Below are 20,260 nucleotides of genomic sequence, written 5' to 3' on the forward strand. Positions count from 1 at the left end.
CGGTCACTCCTCCTCAGGCGGCGCATCTCAGTCCTTCGCCCCTGTGGCGGCTTTTCCGGGCATGCTCTCCGCTGCCTTCTCTTTCAGCGTTTCGATGGACGGCTTCTCCGCCTTGTTCGGCTTGGGCTCCTTCAACAACGCCTTGTAGAGCGAGAAGCACATGGCGATCATGATGACCGCGAACGGTACGGCGGCGATGATGGCCACCTTCTGCAACGCGTCCAGCCCACCGGCCAGGAGCAGCACTCCCGCGAAGGACGCGATGACGGCACCCCAGACCAGCTTGACGAAGGTCGGGGGATTCAGGTTCCCACCGGTGGTCATGCTCGCCAGCACGAACGAGGCGGAGTCGGCCGAGGTGATGAAGAACACGCTCACGAGGAAGATGGCGACCACTGAGGTGATGAACGAACCGGGCAACCGGTCGAAGGTGACGAAGAGCGCAGTCGCCACGTTGTTTCCCACGGCCTCGGTGATCGCGTTCGCGCCCCCCTCGCGCACCAGCTGGATCGCCGTACCGCCCAGCGTCGAGAACCAGAAGAAGCTCACGATGCTCGGCACGAAGAGCACGGCCACGATGAACTCGCGGATCGTGCGCCCTCTGGATATCCGAGCGATGAAGCTGCCGACGAAAGGGGCCCAGGCGATCCACGTCGCCCAGTAGAAGAGCGTCCAGTTCTGCGCCCAGGTGCCGTCACTGGCGAAGACATTCTGGTTGAAGCTCATCGGTATGAGTGCGCCGGCGTAGTTCCCGACCATCTGGGTGAAGGTGTCGACAATGAACACGGTCGGGCCGAAGACGAAGACGAAGAGCAGCAGGAAGGCGGCCAGAACCATGTTGACGTTGCTGAGATAACGAATACCCCGGCCGATTCCTGTGATCGCCGACATCATGAACAACACGGTGATGATGAGGATGATGACGATCTGGGCGCCCGCATTGTTGGGCACGTCGAAGAGGTAGCTCAGCCCGCCGTTGACCTGCAGGGAACCGAAACCGAGCGAGACCGCCACGCCGAACAGAGTCGCGATGATGCCCAGAATGTCGATCCCCTTGCCGATCGGTCCGTCGACCCGATCACCCAGCAGAGGACGGAAGATCGAGCTGATCAGGCCTCCGCCGTCGCGCCGGAAGGTGAAGTACGCCAGCGCGAGCGCCACCGTTCCGTAGACCGCCCAGGGGTGTAGGCCCCAATGGAAGTACGAGTAGCGCATTCCCAGCTCGGCAGCCGCGGCGCTGCCCGGCTCGGCCATCTGGTAAGGCGGGGTGCTCAGATGCGAGATCGGCTCGGCCACACCCCAGAAGACCAGGCCGGTCCCCATGCCCGCGGCGAAGAGCATCGCGAACCAGGACGCACGTCCGAACTCGGGCTCCTCGTCGTCCTTGCCAAGGCGAACCTTGCCGAAGCGCGAGAAAGCCAGAAAGGCGAGGAACGCGAGAAAGAGGGTGGTGGCGATGAGGTACAACCAGCCGAAGCTGGAGATCACGAAGCTGAGGATTCCTGAGGTGACGGTGGAGAGGTTGCCGGTGAACAGCGCCCCCCAGACCAGGAATGCGATCGCGAAGCCCAAGGACGCGTAGAAAACCACGCCGAGCTCTGAGTTCTGCTGCTTCACGGAGCATCCTCTCAATATTCAGCCCTAGGGGCTTATCGAGCGTTAGAGCCTACCGGGTCACAACAGGCCCGCCACTCGGGCCTGCCGTAGGCTGCCACGCGCACGGTGTCACGACCCGCGAAGGAGCTACCTGATGCCTGCCGCCGACGTGATCCAGCCCTTGGCCGAGGCGATCGTGGGCTCGGACCTGCCCGTCCGGGTCGAGTGCTGGGACGGGAGCTCGCGGGGTCCGACCGACAGCGGCGTGCGGTTGCGTTTCGTCCGGCGCCGCGCGCTACGTCATCTGCTGTGGGAGCCCAACGAGCTCGGGTTCGCGCGTGCGTTCGTCTCCGGCGACCTGCTCATCGGCGACGACATGATGCAGGCCCTCTCGCGGCTCGAGGCGATGACCGAACCGGCACGACGTCTCAGCGTGCAGACCGGCACCCGCACCACCGTCGCGGCGCTCGCCGCCGGCCTACGCCTGCGCGCGGTCGGTCCCCGACCCAAGCCCCCGCCGGAGGAGATGCCGTGGGCCAGACGGCGGGGACTGCACAGTCTCACTCGTGACCGCAAGGCGATCTCCCACCACTACGACGTAGGCAACGACTTCTACCGTCTCGTGCTGGGTGACTCGATGGTCTACTCGTGCGCCTACTGGGAGCAGGAGCCCTCGCCTGAGTACGGGCTCGAGCAGGCTCAGTACGCCAAGCTCGACCTCGTGGCCCGCAAACTGGGGCTGCGTCCCGACATGAGAGTGCTCGACGTGGGGTGCGGGTGGGGCGGGTTCGTGATGCACGCCGCCGAGCGGTACGGGGTCAACGCGGTCGGCATCACCCTGTCGTCCGAGCAAGCGGCCTTCGCGAGGGCCGCCGTCGCCGCACGCGGCCTCGCCGACCAGGTCGAGATCCGCGTGCAGGACTACCGGCAGGTCGACGACGGTCCTTACGACGCGATCGCGAGCATCGGCATGTCCGAGCACGTCGGAGTGGCCCAGCTGCCCATCTATGCGGCTGGGCTGTACGCCCAGCTGGGCGCCGGTGGCCGGCTGCTCAACCACGCGATCTCGCGCCGGCCCGAGGCCGGGTGGGAGGCCAACCGGACCTCGTTCATGCAGCGCTACGTCTTTCCGGACGGCGAGCTGGAACCCATCGCCGCCGTGGTGGAGGAGCTCGAGGGGGCAGGTTTCGAGGTGCGCGACGTCGAGGCGCTGCGCGAGCACTACGACCTCACCCTGCGCGCCTGGGTGGCCAACCTGGAGGCTCACTGGGACGAGGCGGTCGCGCTCAGTAGCCCCGGCCGCGCCCGGGTGTGGCGGCTCTACATGGCCGGGTCGGCGCTCGGCTTCGCCTCCAACCGGCTCGGGGTCACCCAGGTGCTTGCTGCGAAGCCGACCTCCCGCGGGTCGGCGAAGATGCCGCGCACCCGGGCCGAGATGCTCGGCTGACCTCTCCCGGGGTCGAGCTCAACGAGCGTCGACCGAGGGCGTCACCGACTCGTTCTCCCGTCTCCCGGCTCGACCCCGGACGAACCACACGAGGGTGAGACCGAGGATGATGACCGGCCAGTTCGACTGGTTCGCCACGCTCGTCAAGACTCCCTCGACGGAGTGCTCGACCTGCAGGAAGGTGGCGGGGTCGGTCGTGGCGTGCAGAAGGATCGCCCACACGAGCCTGCCGGTCACGCGAAACGTGAGGTACATCGTGACACCGAAGGCGAAGGTGTAGATCAGCAGAAAAGCGAGCTCGAAGAGCGACGTCCGCCCAGCACGTTCAACATATGCAGCGCCGCGAACATGAGCGAGGACACGAGGACGACCACCAGCCCACCATGGCCGCCGTCACGGAGCATCTCGACGAAGAACCCGCGGCTGAGCACCTCTTCGGCGAACCCGACCAGGACGCCGCCCGCAGGCTCCCGTCTCGTCGTGACGAGTGGCGCTCACCCGGCGTTGTCCTCCGGCCGCACGACCACGCGGCCGACGGCAAGACCCGAGGCCAGGTAGCGCAGTGCGTCCGGCACCTCAGTGAGCGCGAAGGTGCGGTCCACCACGACCCGGATCTGGGCCGTCGCCAGGTAGTTCGCGAGCGTGGCCATGGACTCGGCCTTGGCCGGGGTCCTCATCGAGCCGCCCCGCAGCTCCGGCGCAACGGTCGAGCGCGCCGCCAGCCCCAGCATGCGGGGGATGCTTCCCAACCTGCGATGCCCGGCGGAGCCGAATGCGTCGTGGCCGATGAGGATGTAGTGCCCGTCCGGCACCAGGGCACGACGGATGTCCGTGAAGGCGTGGTTCCCGGGCACGTCCACGATCAGGTCCCATCGTTCGCCACTGCGAGTGAAGTCCTCCCGCGTGTAGTCGATGGTGCGGTCCGCCCCCAACGACTGCAGCAGGCCGAGCTTGCGCTCGTGGTCGACCCCAGTGACCTCGGCCCCATAGGCCTTGGCGAGCTGCATCACCATGGCCCCGACCCCGCCGGCCGCCCCGTTGACCAGCACTCGAAGGCCCTGGGGCACCCGGCGCTGCGGAAGGTTGGCCAGCGCGATCAGGCCAGCGGTCGGAACTGCCGACGCCTCCTCGAACCCGACCCCGCCGGGCTTGAGGGCGGCACCCTCCTCGGGCAGGGTCGCGTACTCGGCGTACGCACCGCCGTGGCGCCACTGATGTCCGCGAAGAGTCTCGCCGAACACCTCGTCTCCCGGGGTGAACCGAGTGACCTCCGCGCCCACGGCCTCGACGACACCGGCGACATCCGTGCCGGGCACCGGCTGCCGGGGGCGGCGCACTCCCGAACCCATGAGACGCAGCACCGATGGACGCCCGGCCACGACATGCCACACATCGGGATGAACGGAGGCTGCCCGCACCTGGACCAACAGTTCGTCAGCAGCGGGCTGGGGTCGAGGAACCTCGGCGACCCGCAGACTGTCGATGACGCCGTAGCGCTCGTGGACCACTGCCTTCATCCCAGCGACCGTACATGCGGCCGGGAGTCTGTGACAGGTGTCGCGGTCCTGGTTGCGGGCGCGCCGCAGGCCGGTCGGTCGCCCGGAAGCCGTACCCCGCCAGCAGCGCCTGGCCCGTGTCGTGACAGGCGTCCATATCGGGCCCACCGAGCCCAATGAGGTCGATGTCACCGGTGTGGCGGCTCTACCTGGCCGGGTCGGCGCAGATGCCGCGCGCGCTGAGATGCTGGCCTGAGCGACCCGTCTCGTCGAGGAGGCTGCTGTCGAATGGGACCTGACCGTCAACCGTCTCCGGAAGGGGTGTCGGCGCCGATCCGGGCGAGCACGTCCTCGACGCAACGCACCGTCTCGTCGATCTCGACGCGACCGAGGTCGACGCCGTCCCGCACGAGGACGGGCATCCGTTCCAACGGCACCTCCTCGCGGACCCAGGCCGGGCCCTCCCACCGGCTACCGGTGATCATGTCCCGCCAGCCGCCCTCGGGGACGTAGTACCGACGAGACACTGGAGCCAGGCCGTCGTCGAAGATCGGCACGACGAGCAGGTCGGGGCCCAGCATGAACTGGTCGTCGACCCTCTCGGCCACGGGGTCGTCGGGGTAGTGGAAGCTCAGTGGCCGCAGCATCGGCCATCCGTGCTCGGCCACGTCCGCCGCCACGCGCAGGAGGTAGCGCAGCAGCGAGTAGCGCAGGCGGATCCAGCTCCGGCAGATCGCCAGCGCGTCCTCACCGAAGGCCCACGGCTCGCGCGGGCGGAGTCCGTGTGTGCGCATCAGCGGTGACAGCGCGCCGAACTGGGTCCAGCGCACGTACAGGCCGGTCGTGAGCTCTGGGCCGAAGAAGCCACCGATATCGTGGCTCCACAGGCCGGGGGCGCTCACCGCGTAAGACAGGCCGCCCCGCAAGGTGGCACTCATCCCCGCCACGGTCGACTCGGCGTCGCCACCCCACTGGCCCGGATACCGCTGCGAGCCGGCCCACCCGGAACGACCCCAGACCAGTGGGGTGCGGCCGGTCAGAACACCGATGCCGTCGTGCACGGCGCCGTTGTAGCGCAGCGGGAAGAGGTTGTGCGCATGGGCCGCCGGGGTGCCGTCACCCAGCACGGCATCGTCGGGAAGGCCCTCGCCGAAGTCGGTCTTGAACACGGCGACACCGTCCTCGATGAACGCTCGGTGCTTCTCGAGCCACCACGCGCGGGTGTGCTCAGCGGACAGGTCGATCAGTGCCCGCGGTCGACCGTCCGGTGTCGGAGTGCCCTCCACCGTGGCGACGTCTCCGTGCGTCGTCAACACCAGATGGCCTCCCTCGGCCGCCTCGAGATACATCGGCGACGCCGGGTCGAGATACGGCAGCTCCCAGACCGACAGCCTCATGTTCCGCTCGGCCAGCGCGGCGACGAAAGCGGCCCGTGAGCCGAAGCGGTCGGTGTTCCAGATGAAGTCGGTGCTCAACCGGTCGACGATGAGCCAGTTGGGGTCGAGATGGAGGACGTCGCAGGGCACCTGGTGCTCGCGCATGGAGTCGGCGACGTCGAGCATCTGGGTGGCATCGAGGTAGCGACATCTGCCGACCCAGTAGCCGAAGGCCCAGTCGGGTGGCTCGTGGCCACGACCGGTCAGGGCGGTGTAGTCGCTGAGTCGCGACGGCAGGTCCGGCCCCGGCAGCAGGAAGAGGTCGAGCACCGGCTCGTGGACCTCGAGGCTGAGCACGCTGGGCAGCGAGTGCCCCACGTCGGCGCTCACGCTGGCGCCGGTGTTGAGGAAGCCGGACCACCCTGCCCCGTGCCACACCGGCACCGGCTTGTAGGCCATCCCGGTGCCGGTCCCCAACGCGTCCTCCACCCGCAGGAAGAGGCGTTGCCCGTTCTTCACCCAGCCACCGAACTGCTCCCCGAAGCCGGTGATGAGCTCCTGTGGCGCGAGCTCCAGCTGCAGGGTGACGGTGCTGTGTGTGGCCAGGACCGAGGGCGCGGTCGGAAGCCCGGCTACCTGTCGGAGGCGATGCGACGTCCGCGTCAGCACGAGGCCCTCAGGGTCGAGCAAGGTCAGCGAGAAGGGCAGGCGGCCGACGACGAGCCGGTGACCACTGCTCGCGGTGAGCACGATCTCGTCGGGCGACTCCTGCAGGCTGAGCACATCCGGGCCGGCCCCCTCGCGAGGGCTCAGCGAGGCGCGGGGGTCGGTGACGATCCCCAGCCATGAGGCGTCCACCCCCTCCTCGAAGACGGAGGCGCCGGGCTCGGCCACGAGAATCCGGAAACCCCGGGGCCCTGCCGGTTCGACGCGCACCGTCCAGGTGCGGACAACCAGGTCCGGCAGCGCCAGGTGGGGCAGGTTGGGCATGGCCGTCTCGACCCCCTGCGTCACCAGTGGCTCACCGTTCAGCCAACCCGGCGTCCGGCCGAGACCGACCACCAGAGTGCTGCTGACGTCGAGATCCACTCGGTGCTCCCCGGCCCGCACGCCGGTGCACTGCCAGAGCATCTGTGTCTCGACGCCCGAGGTCATCGTCAATACTCCACGACCGGGATGCCGAGGATGTCGGCGGCGGTGCGCAGTGCTGGCCGGACATCGTTCCAGGCGATGACCGTGTGGTGGGGAAATCCCTCGAGGACGAGGGACTCGACCAGGGCGGCGGCGTCCCGGTCGACCCGCACCTCGGCAGTGTTGCCTTGGAAGCGGTTGGGTGCAGGCACCGACTCCCCCGCCGTGATCAGCAGCCGCAGGCCGTCCACACCGTGCGGCGTCACGTTCTCGGTGAGACGTGCCAGCACCACACGCCCCGTCCGCAGCGGGAAGTTCCCGGCCACCCCAATGCCGCGGTTGCAGTGGGTGGACTGTGTGGCCTGGCCCGGGTCGGCGGCCAGGACGCTGGCGGCGGAGCCACAGTGCCATACCCGGATGGTGTTGGCCTCGGCCTCGAGGTCCACGGTGTCGACCAGGTACGTCGGGCCGGACCCCAGAGCCTGCATCAGCAGCATGGTGACCGAGCCGTAGACGTCCCGTTCGCAGGCGGTGGGCGTGCCCCCGTCGGCGATCCGCGACAGCGACGAGCAGGGACAGACGCCTCGTTCGGTGGGGATCTCGGGCCAGCACCGGACCGCCAGAGCGGCCAGCTCGGCGTCCGCCTCCCACTCGCGCAGGGCCACGGTGACCTCCGCGTGCCTGCTGACCTCAGCGTCGTCGAGGCCGTCCAAGCCCGGCCTTTGCTCACGGGCTTCGCGGAGCTCAGCGTCACGCTCTGTGGGGTCGACGGCGTCGACGCGGTCGAAGAGGTCGGGCAGCTCCCAGCGGCGGGTGGTGATCCCGAACAGCTCCGACAGCAGGTCGGGGTCGAACTCGCTGGGCGTGAAACCGGTCGGCGCGTCGGACACCAGCCCTACCGAGCGGCCGTCCAAGGAGCGCAGAGCGGCACGGACGGTGTCCTCGGCCGCACGCTCGCCCCGCGCCGGCTCGAGCGTGGCGACCAAGGAGGGCTCTCCACGCAGCGCCGCACCCAGCGACTCCTCGACCCCCGCGTCGCCGGGGTCGCCGTAGACCAGCCGCACGCGGCCACCTTCGCGGATGATGGCGTGGCCGAAGAGGTTCGCCCCGCACAGCGAGTTCAGCCACAGCCGGTCACCCACCGGTCCTGGCTCACGCATCGCCCAGAGCACCACCGGCGAGGGTAGGCCAGCGTAGAGGGCGAGCGCCGGGCTCGCGTCGGAGAAGCTCGCGCAGACGTGGACGACCAGGTCGTAGCTTTCCACTCCGCCGTCGGCGTCGATGACCGCACGAGCGGCCTGGAGGTCGTCCTCGGACATGACGAGGCCGGGGGGACCCGTGACGTCGGCGCCCAGCTCCTGCAGGAGGGCCCGCGCCTGTTCTGCTCGCTCGCGAGCGACCTCGACGGCGAACGTCGGGCGCGCGGTGGCGACCACCAGCACCGCGGGCCTCATGCGACAGCCTCGTCGACGACGTCACACAGTCGCTGCAAGCGGCGGACGGCGGCACTGGTCAGACACTGCGTCATGTCATCGGAACCGATGCACGCAGCCCAGACGGCCCGCCCGGCAAGGAAACCTCGGGCTCCCTCCATGCAAGCCAGGCGCACGGCGTCGGCGAACCGCTCCGGGGGCACCCCGGAGGACAGCACCACCCATGGGCCGTCGATGGTCGCGCTGAGGGCCGCGCACCCGCGGCGGATCTCCGCCTCGGACCCCTGACCACGGGTAGGGACCTCGGCCTTGTACAGGTCCGCGCCCAGCGACCCCAGCTCGGTGGCCGCCGCCAGCACACCTGCCTCCCAGTCGTGGTCGCCGCCCGCCACGGGGGCTCGCGAGACGGGCTCGATGATGCTGATCAGCGCGTGCTCGCGGCACATCCGAACGAACTCCCCCACCATCGACACCCGTCCCGACGGATCCTCGTCGGGACGGTAGAGGACCAACAGCTTCAGGGCCACGGCACCGGCCGCCTTGTACCGGCCCGGGTCGACCTCCCGGTCGATCGTCACCTTGCCCACCAGCTCCCCATGAGCAGGCTCGAAGTGGTCCGCTGCGGCGATGAGCCCGCAGTCGGGCGACGTGACCTGGTGCTCGATGGCCGCGTCCCAGGCGAACTGACGGTCGATGAGCACCCCGGAGGCGTACGGCGTCAGCGCCCGGGCAGCCGTCAGCTTGAAGTCGCGCACCTCCTCGTCGGAGACGCGATCACTGCGGTGTTGCGCGAGCATGGTCCGGAGGGCCTCGCGCTGGTCGACGGCGAGCATCGCGAAGGCGCCGGAAGCGCGTTGTAGCGCGGACAGGTCGGTCACAGCCACGAGATGTCTCCTTGGAGGGCGAGGTCGTCGAGGGTGGTGTCACGAATGCTCAGGGCCGGGACGGCCGACCGGCCGTCGAGACCCGAGCACGAGGCGACGGCGACGGTGTTGGCGATGGCGACCGAGGTCAGCAGGTCGTGCTCGGCGGCGAGCGCCGCCACCAAGGCGCCGTGGAACACATCACCGGCACCCAGCGTGGAGGAGACCGCACCGGACGCGGCGGGGACGTGTGCCACCGCGTCGGTGTCGACGTCCATGGCGTAGGCACCCTGCGGACCGTCCGTGACCACGACCCGGGAGGCGCCGGCGCGACGCGCCGACCGCATCATGCCGCCGATGTCGGTCTGCTCCGGGAACTGGCTGGCGAGCTGGCGGACCGTCGGCGCATACAGGTCCAGTCCCGACACGTCGAGGTCTCTAGCCGGGTTACCCCCGTCGTAGCTGCGCAACGACGAGGGCGCGCACGAGGGGGAGTCGAAGACCGCCAGCCCGGCCTGGTCGGCATGGACCCAGTGCGCTCGCGCGAGCGTCGCGCGGGCCTCCGGGCTGTCGACGTCGAGCGACGGCGGCGGGCGGTTCACGATCGCCCGGGTGTGCTGCTTCAGGTCGATGGTGACCGAGCTGGCTCCGGACGCCTCGTCGGCGGCCTGGCGCACGGCGTCGACCCCGACCCCCTCGGCCTGCAGCTCGGCGATGATCGCCCGACCATCGGCATCGTCACCGACCGCGCTGATGAGCGAGGTCTGACAGCCGAGTCGTGCCGCGGCTACGGCGGCGGTGGCCGCGGGGCCGCCTCCGGCCCGAACCAGGGCACGGGCGAGCGAGCGTGAGTCCGGCTCGGGGTAGCCGTCCACGGCGGCGATGGTGTCCATCGTGCAGACACCCACGAAGACCAGCAGACTGCCATGTGGCAACGGTCCGGACCTCGATTCACCCTGTCTCACAGAGGATCGACGTATCCCCTGTTGAAATTCGCTCAGCCGATGTTACCTTACCGTCAGACGCATCAGTCGAGCCGGGTTTCGGCTGTGATCCACTTGAGGAGACGCAATGGCGCGCCGACCCACCCTTTTCATCACCGCCGGACTCACTGCCGTCGCCTTGGGGTGCGCCGGCTGCCTGCAGGATCCGGATGCGGCTTCGGGCTCCGGCGGGGAGGGGATGGGCGGGTTCGTCGACGGAGGCTCCCCCGACGACGACGGGGTCGTCGAGCTGCTGGGCGCCTTCGGTGGGTCGGAAGCGGACGCGTTCAACAAGACCATCGCCTCCTTCGAAGACGAGTCCGGCATCGACATCCAGTACGTGGCCGACTCGGACTTCACCACGACCATCCAGCAGCGCGTCGGGGCCAACGACGCTCCCGACATCGGGCTCTTCCCTCAGCCCGGTGGCGTGCTGGACCTCGCGGCCGACAACAAGGTCCAGCCGATCGACACCTTCTTGGACTACGACTCGCTGGACCAGACACTGATCGAAGGTTTCCTCGATGCGGGCCGGTACGAGGGCCGCGTCTACGGCGCCCCGATGCGGCTGACGGTCAAGAGCCTGGTGTGGTACCCGAAGCCCGCCTACGGGGACGCCGGCTACTCGACCGACCCGGCCACCATGGGTGAGCTGACCGGCGTCGCCGACCAGATCAAGGCCGACGGCACCGCTCCGTGGTGCATCGGCTGGCAGGCGGACCAGGCCACAGGATGGGTCGGCACGGACTGGATCGAGGAGTACATGCTCCGCTTGCACGGCCCGAAGGTGTACGACCAGTGGACGGCCCACGAGATTCCCTTCAACGACCCGCGAGTCGTCGAGGCCTTCGATGAGTTCGCGAAGGTGGTCAAAGGCAAGGGCAACGTGCTCGGGGGGGCGAACGGCGTGCTCAACACTCCGTTCGAGGACGCCATGACCCCGGCGTTCAAGGATCCTCCCGGTTGCTACCTGCACCGACAGGCCAACTTCGCCAGCGCCTTCTACCCCTCGAACGTGCAGAAGAACCTCGACGACCGAGTCGGCATCTACGTGCTCCCACCGATCGAGGGCGGGTTCAAGGGCCAGCCGATCCTGGGTGGAGGCGACCTGGCCGCGCTGTTCAACGGCAACGACGACGAGTCCAAGGAGGTCATGCGGTTCCTGACCTCGGACGAGTTCGGGGACAAATGGGCCCAGGCCGGAGGATGGCTCTCGCCGCACACCACCTTCGACATGGACAACTACCCGAACCAGACCACCAAGGACATCGCCACCATCGCGGTCGAGGCGGATGTCTTCCGCTACGACGGCTCCGACCTGATGCCGAACGCGGTGGGTGGCGGGTCGTTCTGGTCCGGGATGGTGCAGTGGATGGGCGGAGACAAGTCCAGCAAGCAGGTCACCGACGACATCGAAGCGAGCTGGCCCAATGACTAGCTCCACCAGTACCGCGCCCCAGGAACCGGCGCAGCGCTCGGAGTCGGAGCCCACGGAGAAGAGCACCTCCAGCGCCGGCGAAGGGGTACAGCCGGTCAAGCTGGTGATCGGCGCCGTGGGGCTGGTGGTCACGGTGTGGGTGGCCGTCAACCTGTTCTTGGCGATCTCCTACTACCCGCAGTGGTTCGGTGGCCGGCTCGGCATCGGCGCCGTCGCCATCGTCGCCGGAGTCGGCGGCGCGTTCGGGATGTTCTCCTTTCTCAACGTCTTCATCGAGGCGCTTCCTCGACGGTTCTCCGGGGGCCTGATCCCGTATGCCTTCCTCCTGCCCGGGTTCTCCCTGGTCGTCCTCATCCTCATCTACCCGACGATCCAGACCATTCATTACTCGTTCGCGAACAGCGAGAGCACGGCCTACGTCGGTCTGGAGAACTACCGCGCGATCTTCGCCGACGGAGCCTTTCTCCAGGCCATCTTCAACAACGTGCTGTGGATCATCGTCGTGCCGGCCGCGACGGTCGTCTTCGGAGTCATCGTCGCGGTGTTGGCGGACAAGCTCTCGGCGACCGGGGAGAAGGCGGCGAAGGGCTTCATCTTCCTGCCGATGGCGATCTCGTTCGTCGGTGCCTCGGCGATCTGGGTCACGCTGGTCTACGCCTACTCACCCCCGGGCGAGGCGCAGACCGGGCTGCTGAACGCCGTGTTCACCGGTCTCGGCGGTGAGCCGCAGGCCTGGCTCAACATCTCCGCCGGCAGGCTGAACTCGCTCCTGCTCATGGTCATCCTCATCTGGCTCCAGGTCGGCTTCGCGATGATCCTGCTGTCGTCGGCGATCAAGGGAGTCCCCCAGGACACGGTGGAAGCGGCACGCATCGACGGCGCCAACGAGTTCCAGGTCTTCTGGCGGGTGACTGTGCCGCAGATCAAGACGACGATCATCACCGTCTACATCACGGTGCTCATCCTGGTGATGAAGGTGTTCGACATCGTCTACGTGGTCACCAACGGTTCCTTCAAGACCGAGGTCATCGCCAACCTCTTCTTCAAGGAGCTGTTCAATGCGCGCCAGGCCGGTCAGGCGGCCGCGATCGTCGTCGTGCTGCTGATCGCCGTGCTGCCGGTGATGTACTACCAGATCAAGGCGTTCCGCCGCGAGGAGGCTGGGCTGTGAACGCCGGGAAGCTCAAGGACGGTCGTCCCCGCAGCCCGTTCTCCATGGTGGTCATGACCGCACTCGCCGTGCTGTGGACGATCCCCACGCTGGGTTTGTTCATCACCAGCTTCCGGACCCGAGACGACGCCCTGACCTCGGGGTGGTGGTCGACCCTGGTCAACCCCTTCGGCACCGGCTGGACCCTCGACAACTACCGCGGGGTGCTCACCGGCCAGGACATGGCCGGAGGCCTGGTGAACAGCATCGTCATCGCGATCCCCGCCACCATCATCCCGATCATGTTCGCTGCGTTCGCCGCCTACGCGTTCACGTTCATGAAGTTCCCGGGCAAGGACGTGCTCTTCATCATCATCGTCGGCATCCTCGTCATCCCGATCCAGGTCGCCTTCGCACCCATGCTGGACCTGCTGGGTCCCAACGGGCTCAACCTCGCGGGCGACTACATCGCCGTCTGGCTGCTGCATACGGGGTTCGGGATGCCGCTGGCCATCTACGTGCTGCGGAACTACATGGCCACGTTGCCGACGAGCGTGATCGAGTCCGCCAAGATCGACGGCTGCACCCACTTCCAGACCTTCTGGCGGCTCGTGGCTCCGATGGCCGTGCCGGCCATGGCCGCCTTCGCGACGCTGCAGTTTCTCTGGGTGTGGAACGACCTGCTCATCGCCAAGCTCTTCCTGGACCAGCGCAACACCACGGTCATCGTGTTGCTGCAGCAGCTGCTCGGCACCCAGGGTCAGGGGGCTGAGCTCGTGACGGCCGGAGCGTTCCTGTCGATCATCATTCCGATGATCGTCTTCGTGAGCCTGCAGAGGTACTTCGTGCGCGGGTTGACCTCGGGGGCGGTCAAGGGTTGAGCGCACGACGCGGTCTCCTGCCACACAGCCGGGGACCGCACGTCGGCTCGGTAGACTGGTCGGTCGTATGAGTCAGATCGAAGCGGTCGCTCCCACCATGACGGCGCGCCAAGAGCAGATCATGGACCTGCTCCGTCATCGCGGTTTCTACGCCACTGCTGAGCTGGCCGCGGTGCTGGACGTCTCGGACATGACGGTTCGGCGTGACCTTCGTCCGCTGGCCGCTCAGGGGGCCGTGCGCGTGGTCCACGGCGGGGTCGGCCTGCCACACAGCGGCATCTACACCACCGGGTTCTTCAGCCGGGTCACGGCGGAGTCCGACGGGAAGCGCGCGATTGCCGAGAAGGCGCTGCGGTTCATCCGCCCCGGTGACGCCGTGGTCATCGACGCCGGGACGACCTGCCTGGCGCTGGCGCAGGCCTTGCCCTCCTCCTTCGCGGGGAAGATCGTGACGCACTCGGTCCCCGTCCTGCAGCGCACGCTGTCCCTGCCTGCCGCGTGCACCATCGGCCTCGGCGGGGAACTGCTGCACGACAGCCATGCCTTCGTCGGCGACTCCGCGGTGGCGACGCTGACCGACCTGCGGGCCAACACCGCCTTCGTCGGGGTCGCCGCCCTCGACCCCGACGGCCTCTATATGGAGCGGGAGCTGGAGCGTCCCATCAAGTCCGCGGTGATGAGGTGCGCCGAGAAGGTGGTCGTGCTGGCCAGCGCCAGCAAGATCGGCCGGACGGCACTCGTACGGCTCGGGGCGCTCGAGAGCATGGACGTCCTGATCACCGACGCGGCTGTGCCTACCGCGCTGCGGCGGGACCTGCGCGCCGCGGGGGTCGAGCTGGTGAGGGCGACCGGCTGAGCGTCTCGCTGCAGGCTCGGCTCGCCGCGCACGGTCAGCGGCCTGCTCGTCGTTTCGTTGAGGCACCCAGCGCAGGGTCGGCCTTCGGGCCGCCGGCTCCGTGAGCCAGGCGTCCGGCCAACCATACGGCCACCATCGCGCTCCCCACCTGCCTGAGCGTCCACGCAGCTTCCAGCGGGATCCAGCTGCTCCAGGGTGCGTTCGGGTCCCCCACGAACCACCAGGCACCGGCCTCCGCGGCGACGGACGCGAAGACCACGGCCAGCCCGAGCCAGAGCAACCGTGGTGGACTACCGGGGATGGGGGCTCGACGCGTCACCGAAGCCAGCACAGCCAGGGCAAGCAGGATGGCGCCGATCGTGACCAGCACCGCAGAGATGATTCCCACCACAAACTGCAGGAGGGCAAGGCTCGGCTGGCCTGGCGCTGGTGTCGACAGGGCCAGACTTCGGCCCAGTGCGCCGAACAGCACGGCAACCGCGGCGAGAAGGACACCGACGCCTGCCAGCTTGCGCACCATACCCCCGACCCTACTGACGTCGCACCGCTCTGCTGGCGCACCTCGATCAGCCGATGGTGCGCCCAACCTGTCGCTCGCACACGAAGGCCCTCGGCCCCGCGGGGGGCCGAGGGCCTTCGTGTGTTGCCTGGGTCCGAGGAGTCGAGCTAGCCGACGCGCCCGTAGCCGCTGACCCCGCTGAACACGTCGCGCAGCTGGCTCGGGATACCCGGCTTGCCCGAGTCATACATCTGGCCGTTGCCGGCGTAGATGCCCACGTGGTACGCCGGTGAACCGAAGAACACCAGGTCGCCCGGCTGCGGGTTACTGACCGGCGTCGTCGCGGCCTGCTGCGCCGCGGCGCTGCGGGGCAGCGAGATGCCGGCCTTGCCGAACACGTACGAGGTGTAGCCGGAGCAGTCGAAACCGGCCGGCGTCGAACCGCCATAGCTGTACATGATGCCGGTGTACTGCGCGGCGTACCCGAGCACTCCCGAGGAGGATCGCGAGCTGCTGCGCGAAGCCGACGAGGACGAGCGGTCACCGGAGGACGAGCTCGACAGGTCCATCGCGGCGGAGGTCCGGGGGCCCACGATGCCGTCCTGGACGAGGCCGTTGCGGCCCTGCCACCGCTTGACGGCGGCATGGGTCTTCGGGCCGAAGATTCCGTCCACCTCGGTGCCCACGATCCGCTGGATCGTGTTGACGCTGCCGCCCCGCGCGCCCCAGCGAACAGTGCTGAAGCTGGAGGGGGTGGTAGGCAGCGTGGCGCTCGGGGTCGCGGTGAACGCTCCCCCGGTGGTGGCCAGGCCGGACGCGGCGACCGGCGAGCTGGTGGGCTCCGCCCCGGTGGGCGTTGCCTGGGACGTGCCCGACATCGCGAACAGCAGACCGGTGGAGGCGGCGGCCACCATCGATGCGCGAGCGGCGGGCTTGAAGGACAGTCGACTAGGAGCGCGGTGGCGTCCGGGCGAGTTTGTGGGCACGGTGAATCTCTCTTTCGTGTGCGACTGGGAGGTCAGCTGTCGGGTTCCGGCGCCGTCGTGGCACCCGGCATCCAAGTCATGCTCAGATCTCGGATGCTGCACCCCAAGGGGCATCGTCAGATGCCGCAACCAACCCTGGGTGCGCCGCCCCTGTCCGGCGGCTCATGCGTTCATCCCGGAGGCAGTGACAGGACTGGGACACCACCGGGGCCCCTCCAGCGAGGGGAACAGGAACGACCGTACGCGACACTGGGCCCAAATGTCACATTTCGATAACGCCCCCTGAGACGACACGTTCCGGTCACCAGCCCCGGACGACACCGGAAGGCGGCGTCGAACGCGGGCGAGCTCAGACGTTGAAGCGGAACGAAAACCGGGGTTTCGGCTGTCGTTGGCAGCCGCCTGAAACGGCCGGAAAATGGCATCTGACCTCGAAGAACGTGCTCTCCAGACCATTGGACGTTGTTGGCAAGAATCGGCCCCCGCCGGACTTCTTGCGGACTGTTTGCGGACCGCGCCCCCTCAGTCCTCCCCGTCCAGGTCGAGGATCGCGTCGGCGATCTTGGGCGAGAACAGCGTCGACCAGATGATCTCGCCCGAGGCAGGGTTCATCTCCGCCAGGGGCGATGGTTCGGGCTGCCACTCGTCGGGCCGAACGCCTGGGACACAGTCAAGCAGCAACGCGAACACCTGGGGGTCCGGCACTCCTTCGGCGATGATCGCCAGGTAGGCCTCGTGCCCGTTGTCTGCCTTGACGAGAGCCTTGATCCGATGGTTGAGGAACTCGGCAACTGCGAGCTGGCCAGACTTCAGCGACATCGCCACGAGCCGGATTACCATTCGCTTCATCTCGCGCCGCCACGCGACAGCCTGCTCCGCAGCGAGGCGCTTCCAGTCCCATTCCGTCGGGAGTAGGTGAGCCGAGGAGACTGTCCTTCCCGTCGTGCACTCTCGTTGCAGCGCGACGTAGAAGTCACGCTGCGCGCTGTCCGCCTGGCGTCGGCCCGCACCACCGATCCACCACGCTCCGCGACTCGGGTGTACCCCGTCGGGCAGATCAGCGTCGCGGAGCTCGGTCACAACGGCGCGCTGATCGCTGGTCTTGACCTTGAACCAGACACGGTCAGTGAGCGCGACGACGCGCTCCGCTCCACCGGCGTCTCGCTGTTCCGGAACCGCCTGGGCGCTCACGATGATCGGCCGATCGATCTCCTCCAAGCGAACCCCGAGGTCTGGCAGTTCAACCTCAAGATCATTCAAGCAGCGCTTGGTTGGGCGCACGCCGGCCAGTTCCGCGACCATGCGGCGAACCTAGCCGCTCACTCCGACGGTCCAGCGGAAGGCACCAGAGGTCGGCTACTTGGGCAGGCCACCAAGGTCGCGGAGTTCCTCAGTGCTGAGCCCGGTCACGAGCGACACTGCAGCAGCGTCAGTGCCGTTGAGCTGGCCAAGCGCAGCCTTGATCCCAGCGTTGATGTCATCTCGGTGCGCGTCGATGTACTCGCGCACGGCAGCCTCAACGATGTCCTTCTTCGAGCGGGACATGAAGTGAGCCGCGTGCGACACGAGCTCGTCAGTTGCGGCGTCAACCTTGATCGGCGCAGTAGCGGTAGCCATGGCAGAGTCTCCTAAACCTGAGGTCAGGGTACCTAGGTCCCAAAGTACCAAAGTACCAAGCCTCCGTCCAACTACGAGAACCGACGCTTCGAGAGCGCCGACCGCTCGCCTTCACTCGCCGTAGGACCACTCCCACCCGGCGCCGTCGTACACCCCGAAAGCGTCTCCGGAGAGCACGACCGTGCCCTCCGTGTATTGCGTGTCCAGCACGACTGTGCCGTTGACCTTTTCCCCGGGCCCAATCTCGGGCGGCAACTGCTCTGCGTCGGTCAAGCAGAAGAATCCGTTCCCGTCTACGTCGTTGTCTCGCATTCCGTCCGGGCCGAACACGGAGAACGAGTACTCCGACACGTTCACATAGGCCTCGTATTCGGCGCGTTCGGCTAGTTCGGGCAACGTCTCAATGGCCATGTCCACCGCGACAAAGTTTCCATTGGCCGGTGGCTCCTGAAGGAAGGCCTCTTCGGTGCATTCCGGATCCACACGGATGTCAGTAACCGTGAAGTTCACCAATTGTGTCCCGTCCTCAGCGGTCACGCCAGCAGCCTGACCGATGTCTTTGACCAGGTTCCCCCGGTCGCTGCGCTCCGGTTCGTCAGCGGCTGGCTCAGGCTCCGGGTCCTGCTCCGCTTCAGGTTCCGCCTTGGTGGTCTCCTCCGGTCCCGCGGTGGACGTGGACGCTTCCGCGCTTTCGGTCACTTGCTCAGGTAGCTCTGCTTCTGCGGAAGGTTCATTGCTTCCGCACCCAGCGAGAGCCAAAGCAGCCAAGGCCATCGGCGCGCCCCAGGACAAGGTCGGTCTCATCAGTGGGCTCCTTCATGCAAGAGAGGTCGGTGCGCGCCACACTCTACGGAGGACAGCCCACCGCTGTGAGGTGAGTGATCGCGACACTTCCTCAGCATGGCCCTCGCCGTGCCCGCGCGATCTCTTGAGACAGCCAGGATCCCACTATCCGGGATATCTCAAGGTCACCGATGCTCTGCCTTTTCACTCTGTCTCGCTTGATTGACAGTCTTCTACCATCGTCGGTCCCTAGAATCTCCTTCATTCCCGTGGCCGCGAGGCATCTGAAACCCTCCTCTTGACGCGGCACGCATGCTACGAAGGACGTAGATGGGCCGCCCCTCCTGGGGGCGGCCCACGCGGCATTTCTAGGGGTCCGTTGGTTGTCGACGGACACGGTGGAGGCGGTGGTCTGGGTGCACGGCGGAGTGAAGTTCTACCGCGGAGCGCCGGGGGCTGCCCGGGCCTACGTCGAACGCGACCGGTCCCGGGCGGATGACTACTACCTCGCCGAAGGCAGCGGCGTCGCCGCGCGCCTGGTCGCCACCGCCAGTGGCGCGCGCACCGTAGGCGTCATGACCGGGGACGTGTACGAGCGTTGGGTCGCCGGATTCGATGTGGAGACGATGACTCTCAAGGGTCGCCTTCGCACGGACGACAAGGCGCTGCGCTTCGTCGAGGTGGTCGTCAACGGACCGAAGACCTGGTCGCTGGCGGCCGCTCTATACCCGGAGGTCTCCGCCGCTCTGGACCGAGCCCAGGACATGGCGGCCGCCGAGATCGTTGGCTGGGTTGCGACCCACGCGACAACCCGCGTGGGCCCTCGCGGACGTCAGGTCCAAGTGCCTGTCGAGTCCATCGAAAGCGCAGTGATCCGGCACTACACGTCTCGGGCCGGCGACCCGCACCGCCACCTCCATCTGCAGATCAACGCCCGCGTCTGGGCGGCAGGTGCCTGGCGGGGCATTCATTCCGTCGGCATCCGAGACAGCATCGAAGCCATCAACGGCATCGGCCACGCCGCCGTCGCGACCGACCCGGAGTTCCGGGCGGCGCTGGCTGCGCACGGACTCACCGTCGATCCCGAGACAAGCGAGATCCGTGAGCTCATGTCGTACGTTGGCGCCTTCAGCGCCAGAGCCGCGCAGATCCGCCGCAACGTGGACCGGCTGGAGGCCGACTGGCGTCATGACCATCCCGGGCAAGAGCCCAGTCCTCGACTACGGGAGGGATGGGACCGTCGGGCCTGGGCGCAGGCACGACCCGACAAGGTCATCCCGAGGGACGGTCGCGAGCTCGTCGACCGCTGGAACACCGAGCTCAGCGAGATCGGCTACCGCGACCCGGCCCACGCAGTGACCCTCGAGCGGACGCTGCCGGGATGGATCGACCGCGACGCCGCCGCCGAGCTCGTCGTCTCGATGCTCGGCGCCAACCGGTCGGCCTGGAACACCGCCGACATTCGTGGGAAGACCGAGGTGCTCCTGGTTCAGACCGCACTGGTCGCCGAGCCCGCCGCTCGGATCGAGCTGGCGGAGGACATCACCTCCCGGGCCGTCGCACGTTGTACTCCGCTGCTGGCCCGGCCCGATGTCCCTGAGCACGTTCGATCCCTCACCTCGCCCCAGGTCCTCGCCGTCGAAGGCGAACTCATCGCCCGGATCACACGACGCGCCGACCACACCGGCACACGGCAATGGGTTGACAGCCTCAACCCACATCAGA

Annotated in this window: 19 protein-coding genes; 6 read left to right on the top strand and 13 right to left on the bottom strand. The window is 67.9% G+C overall.

Annotation, left to right across the window (positions count from 1 at the left end; all coding sequences use genetic code 11):
• Positions 1-27: 27 nt before the first annotated feature.
• Positions 28-1,617 (bottom strand): BCCT family transporter, encoded by a 1,590-nt coding sequence (locus VJ976_RS09975; RefSeq protein ID WP_324100066.1) that lies wholly within the window; start codon positions 1,615-1,617, stop codon positions 28-30.
• A 133-nt stretch (positions 1,618-1,750) separates the two neighbouring features.
• Here VJ976_RS09975 and VJ976_RS09980 point away from each other — a divergent pair, with 133 nt between their 5' ends.
• Complete coding sequence (locus tag VJ976_RS09980; RefSeq protein ID WP_324100067.1) at positions 1,751-3,043, top strand: cyclopropane-fatty-acyl-phospholipid synthase family protein; 1,293 nt, start codon at positions 1,751-1,753, stop codon at positions 3,041-3,043.
• A gap of 18 nt (positions 3,044-3,061) precedes the next feature.
• Here VJ976_RS09980 and VJ976_RS09985 read toward each other — a convergent pair whose 3' ends face one another.
• The 7 genes from VJ976_RS09985 to VJ976_RS10010 form a co-directional block, all read right to left on the bottom strand.
• Positions 3,062-3,331, bottom strand: coding sequence for a hypothetical protein (locus VJ976_RS09985; protein ID WP_324100084.1), 270 nt, complete (start codon positions 3,329-3,331; stop codon positions 3,062-3,064).
• Positions 3,325-3,495: a CPBP family intramembrane glutamic endopeptidase gene (locus tag VJ976_RS12690; protein ID WP_414693616.1), complete on the bottom strand. Its 171-nt coding sequence runs from the start codon at positions 3,493-3,495 to the stop codon at positions 3,325-3,327. Before VJ976_RS12690 ends, VJ976_RS09985 begins: the two co-directional genes overlap by 7 nt.
• Positions 3,496-3,537: 42 nt before the next feature.
• Positions 3,538-4,560, bottom strand: a complete 1,023-nt coding sequence (locus VJ976_RS09990) for an NAD(P)-dependent alcohol dehydrogenase (RefSeq protein ID WP_324100068.1) — start codon at positions 4,558-4,560, stop codon at positions 3,538-3,540.
• A 281-nt stretch (positions 4,561-4,841) separates the two neighbouring features.
• Complete coding sequence (locus tag VJ976_RS09995) at positions 4,842-7,070, bottom strand: glycoside hydrolase family 31 protein (RefSeq protein ID WP_324100069.1); 2,229 nt, start codon at positions 7,068-7,070, stop codon at positions 4,842-4,844.
• 2 nt (positions 7,071-7,072) lie between these two features.
• Positions 7,073-8,500 (bottom strand): hypothetical protein, encoded by a 1,428-nt coding sequence (locus tag VJ976_RS10000; protein ID WP_324100070.1) that lies wholly within the window; start codon positions 8,498-8,500, stop codon positions 7,073-7,075.
• Positions 8,497-9,363: an aldolase gene (locus VJ976_RS10005; RefSeq protein WP_324100071.1), complete on the bottom strand. Its 867-nt coding sequence runs from the start codon at positions 9,361-9,363 to the stop codon at positions 8,497-8,499. The genes VJ976_RS10000 and VJ976_RS10005 overlap by 4 nt, the downstream gene beginning before the upstream one ends.
• Entirely contained in the window at positions 9,354-10,307 is a 954-nt protein-coding gene (locus tag VJ976_RS10010; RefSeq protein WP_324100072.1) for a carbohydrate kinase family protein, read from the bottom strand. The genes VJ976_RS10005 and VJ976_RS10010 overlap by 10 nt, the downstream gene beginning before the upstream one ends.
• 106 nt (positions 10,308-10,413) lie before the next feature.
• Here VJ976_RS10010 and VJ976_RS10015 point away from each other — a divergent pair, with 106 nt between their 5' ends.
• From VJ976_RS10015 to VJ976_RS10030, 4 genes are all read left to right on the top strand, one after another.
• Complete coding sequence (locus tag VJ976_RS10015) at positions 10,414-11,763, top strand: ABC transporter substrate-binding protein (RefSeq protein WP_324100073.1); 1,350 nt, start codon at positions 10,414-10,416, stop codon at positions 11,761-11,763.
• Positions 11,756-12,934: a sugar ABC transporter permease gene (locus VJ976_RS10020; RefSeq protein WP_324100074.1), complete on the top strand. Its 1,179-nt coding sequence runs from the start codon at positions 11,756-11,758 to the stop codon at positions 12,932-12,934. The genes VJ976_RS10015 and VJ976_RS10020 overlap by 8 nt, the downstream gene beginning before the upstream one ends.
• Positions 12,931-13,794, top strand: coding sequence for a carbohydrate ABC transporter permease (locus VJ976_RS10025; protein ID WP_324100075.1), 864 nt, complete (start codon positions 12,931-12,933; stop codon positions 13,792-13,794). Before VJ976_RS10020 ends, VJ976_RS10025 begins: the two co-directional genes overlap by 4 nt.
• Positions 13,795-13,861: 67 nt before the next feature.
• A complete protein-coding gene (locus VJ976_RS10030; protein WP_324100076.1) occupies positions 13,862-14,650 on the top strand; it encodes a DeoR/GlpR family DNA-binding transcription regulator in 789 nt (262 codons plus the stop codon).
• A 34-nt stretch (positions 14,651-14,684) separates the two neighbouring features.
• On the opposite strand, the gene VJ976_RS10035 is transcribed toward VJ976_RS10030, so the two are convergent.
• The 5 genes from VJ976_RS10035 to VJ976_RS10055 form a co-directional block, all read right to left on the bottom strand.
• Positions 14,685-15,170 carry a hypothetical protein gene (locus VJ976_RS10035; RefSeq protein WP_324100077.1) on the bottom strand — a complete coding sequence of 162 codons (486 nt, stop codon included), beginning with the start codon at positions 15,168-15,170 and terminating at the stop codon, positions 14,685-14,687.
• A gap of 146 nt (positions 15,171-15,316) precedes the next feature.
• A complete protein-coding gene (locus VJ976_RS10040) occupies positions 15,317-16,135 on the bottom strand; it encodes a C40 family peptidase (RefSeq protein WP_324100078.1) in 819 nt (272 codons plus the stop codon).
• Between the two features lie 522 nt (positions 16,136-16,657).
• Positions 16,658-17,437, bottom strand: a complete 780-nt coding sequence (locus tag VJ976_RS10045; protein ID WP_324100079.1) for a hypothetical protein — start codon at positions 17,435-17,437, stop codon at positions 16,658-16,660.
• Between the two features lie 54 nt (positions 17,438-17,491).
• On the bottom strand, positions 17,492-17,752 hold the full coding sequence (locus tag VJ976_RS10050) for a hypothetical protein (protein WP_324100080.1): 261 nt from the start codon (positions 17,750-17,752) through the stop codon (positions 17,492-17,494).
• Positions 17,753-17,863: 111 nt separating this feature from the next.
• On the bottom strand, positions 17,864-18,556 hold the full coding sequence (locus VJ976_RS10055; protein ID WP_324100081.1) for a hypothetical protein: 693 nt from the start codon (positions 18,554-18,556) through the stop codon (positions 17,864-17,866).
• A 362-nt stretch (positions 18,557-18,918) separates the two neighbouring features.
• Here VJ976_RS10055 and mobF point away from each other — a divergent pair.
• The coding region (mobF, locus tag VJ976_RS10060; RefSeq protein WP_324100082.1) for a MobF family relaxase at positions 18,919-20,260 on the top strand (1,342 nt) is incomplete at its 3' end.

The organism is Ornithinimicrobium sp., assembly GCF_035267225.1.
GTDB lineage: Bacteria > Actinomycetota > Actinomycetes > Actinomycetales > Dermatophilaceae > Ornithinicoccus.

Coding starts and splice junctions, on each gene's coding strand:
- VJ976_RS10015 (WP_324100073.1), top strand. CDS start 10,414: ATGGCGCGCCGACCCACCCTTTTCATCACCGCCGGACTCACTGCCGTC.
- VJ976_RS10045 (WP_324100079.1), bottom strand. CDS start 17,437: ATGGTCGCGGAACTGGCCGGCGTGCGCCCAACCAAGCGCTGCTTGAAT.
- VJ976_RS09990 (WP_324100068.1), bottom strand. CDS start 4,560: ATGAAGGCAGTGGTCCACGAGCGCTACGGCGTCATCGACAGTCTGCGG.
- VJ976_RS10020 (WP_324100074.1), top strand. CDS start 11,756: ATGACTAGCTCCACCAGTACCGCGCCCCAGGAACCGGCGCAGCGCTCG.
- VJ976_RS10035 (WP_324100077.1), bottom strand. CDS start 15,170: ATGGTGCGCAAGCTGGCAGGCGTCGGTGTCCTTCTCGCCGCGGTTGCC.
- VJ976_RS10000 (WP_324100070.1), bottom strand. CDS start 8,500: ATGAGGCCCGCGGTGCTGGTGGTCGCCACCGCGCGCCCGACGTTCGCC.
- VJ976_RS10030 (WP_324100076.1), top strand. CDS start 13,862: ATGAGTCAGATCGAAGCGGTCGCTCCCACCATGACGGCGCGCCAAGAG.
- VJ976_RS09995 (WP_324100069.1), bottom strand. CDS start 7,070: ATGACCTCGGGCGTCGAGACACAGATGCTCTGGCAGTGCACCGGCGTG.
- VJ976_RS10050 (WP_324100080.1), bottom strand. CDS start 17,752: ATGGCTACCGCTACTGCGCCGATCAAGGTTGACGCCGCAACTGACGAG.
- VJ976_RS09980 (WP_324100067.1), top strand. CDS start 1,751: ATGCCTGCCGCCGACGTGATCCAGCCCTTGGCCGAGGCGATCGTGGGC.
- VJ976_RS10055 (WP_324100081.1), bottom strand. CDS start 18,556: ATGAGACCGACCTTGTCCTGGGGCGCGCCGATGGCCTTGGCTGCTTTG.